General features: G+C 68.3%; 1 protein-coding gene. It reads right to left on the bottom strand.

Translation table 11 applies throughout. The features are described 5' to 3' along the window. Positions 1 to 79: 79 nt before the first annotated feature. A complete protein-coding gene (locus tag HKK74_RS38835) occupies positions 80 to 1,300 on the bottom strand; it encodes an IS256 family transposase (protein ID WP_222723273.1) in 1,221 nt (406 codons plus the stop codon). Positions 1,301 to 1,381 lie beyond the last annotated feature (81 nt).

Below are 1,381 nucleotides of genomic sequence, written 5' to 3'. Positions count from 1 at the left end.
GGGCCACGTCCATGCAGGTGGTGTACGAGAAGGCCACCTCGCGATCTATTGACTATTTAAGCACCAATTGCCTCAATTGTCATATCGGCATCATTGGTGTCGGTTTCCTGGCCGGCTTTCTGGCAGGCGGCAAGGATTTCCACCCCATGTATCGGCGCTGTTCGGTCCATTCGTCGTTCTGTTCGGCGAGCACGGCGCCGACCAGGCGGATGATGGCGGCTCGGTCGGGGAAGATGCCCACGACGTCGGTCCGGCGTCTGACCTCCTTGTTCAGCCGCTCCTGGGGGTTGTTGCTCCACACCTGCTTCCAGACGGACTTGGGGAAGGCGGCGAAGGCCAGGATGTCGTCTCTGGCGTCGTCGAGGTGCTCGGCCGCGGCCGGGAACTTGGCCTCCAGCGCGTGCACGACCTGGCGGTGCTGGGCGTGGACGGCCTCGGCCGAGGGCTGCTCGAAGATGGTGCGCACCAGCGTCGACACCCACGGCTGCGCCGACTTCGGGACACGGGTCAGCAAGTTGCGGTGGTAGTGCGTCCGACACCTCTGCCAGGACGCGCCCGGCAGGGTCGAGGCGATCGCGTCCCGCAACCCGGCATGGCAGTCCGACACCACCAGCTTCACCCCCGACAACCCGCGGGCGACCAGACCGCGCAGGAACGCCAGCCAGCCCGCGCCGTCTTCGGCGCTGACCACGTCGACGCCGAGGATCTCGCGGTGCCCGTCGGCGTTGACGCCGGTGGCGATCAAGGCGTGCACCGTCACGGTCCGGCCGCCCTCGCGCACCTTCTGCGTCAAGGCGTCGATCCACACGAACGTGTACGGCCCGGCGTCCAGCGGCCGGCCCCGGAAGCCGGCGACCATCTCATCCAGCTCCCGCGCCAGCACGCTCACCTGCGACTTCGACAGCTTGGTCACGCCCAGCTGCTCAGCCAGCTTCTCCACCCGCCGCGTGCTCACACCCAGCAGATACGACGTGGCCACCACGCTGGCCAGCGCCCGCTCGGCCCGGCGGCGCCGCTCCAGCAGCCACTCCGGGTAGTACGACCCCGACCGCAGCTTCGGAACGGCCAGCTCCACCGTGCCCGCCCGGGTGTCCCACTCCCGCCGCCGATACCCGTTCCGGCGGTTGACCCGCTGGTCGGAGACCTCGCCGTAACCGGCCCCGCACAGGCCCTCGACCTCGGCATCCATCATCCGCTGCGCCATCTCCCGGACCATCGTGCGCAGCAGGTCCGGCGACGCCGACTCCAGAGTCTGCTCGAACCACTCGCCCGTCACCGGCACAATGTCACCTGCGGCCATCTCGTTCCTCTCCTTCTGTCTTGGTCGACTCGAAGGATCGCGAGGTGGCCGTCTCACGTCACGGTGACACGCCCATCCGCA

This window comes from Actinomadura alba (assembly GCF_014323705.1).
GTDB classification, from domain to species: domain Bacteria; phylum Actinomycetota; class Actinomycetes; order Streptosporangiales; family Streptosporangiaceae; genus Actinomadura_C; species Actinomadura_C alba.
This window is presented reverse-complemented; position numbering and strand designations above follow the sequence as displayed.

Excerpts from the sequence above, each read along its gene's own strand:
- HKK74_RS38835 (WP_222723273.1), bottom strand. The coding sequence starts at position 1,300 with ATGGCCGCAGGTGACATTGTGCCGGTGACGGGCGAGTGGTTCGAGCAG.